This window comes from Bacillus sp. SIMBA_005 (assembly GCF_046535585.1).
Classification (GTDB): Bacteria; Bacillota; Bacilli; order Bacillales; family Bacillaceae; genus Bacillus; species Bacillus pumilus.
This window is the reverse complement of sequence record NZ_JAWRWI010000272.1, coordinates 1-278: the sequence shown is the minus strand read 5'-3', so window position 1 is coordinate 278 and position 278 is coordinate 1. Positions and strand designations below refer to the sequence as shown.

1 protein-coding gene is annotated in these 278 nt (G+C 71.9%); it reads right to left on the bottom strand.

The genetic code is table 11. The annotated features are described in order from the left end of the window. Nucleotides 1–278, bottom strand: a 278-nt coding sequence (locus tag SB660_RS20070) for a hypothetical protein (protein ID WP_410584049.1), incomplete at both ends; no start/stop codon positions are given.

Sequence of the window (278 nt, the reverse complement as noted above, 5' to 3'; positions counted from 1 at the left end):
ATCCCACTGTGCCGGCGGCGGCGAGCAGCGGCTCGGCGACGACCGAGATGTGGTGCCGGATCGCGTCGGCCGAATAGTGGTCGAGCACGGGCCCCTCGGCGCCGCGCGCCGCACGCTTGACGTTCTGCCCCGTGAGTCGCGAGATCGCCACGAGCACGACGCGCGGGCCGTCGCCCGCCGGGATCCGGATTCCGTCCTCGTCGCTGTCGAGCGGGCAGACGCCATCGGGGGTCTCCTGGATGGATCCGTCTCCGATGTACGCGCCCACGAACTCGTCG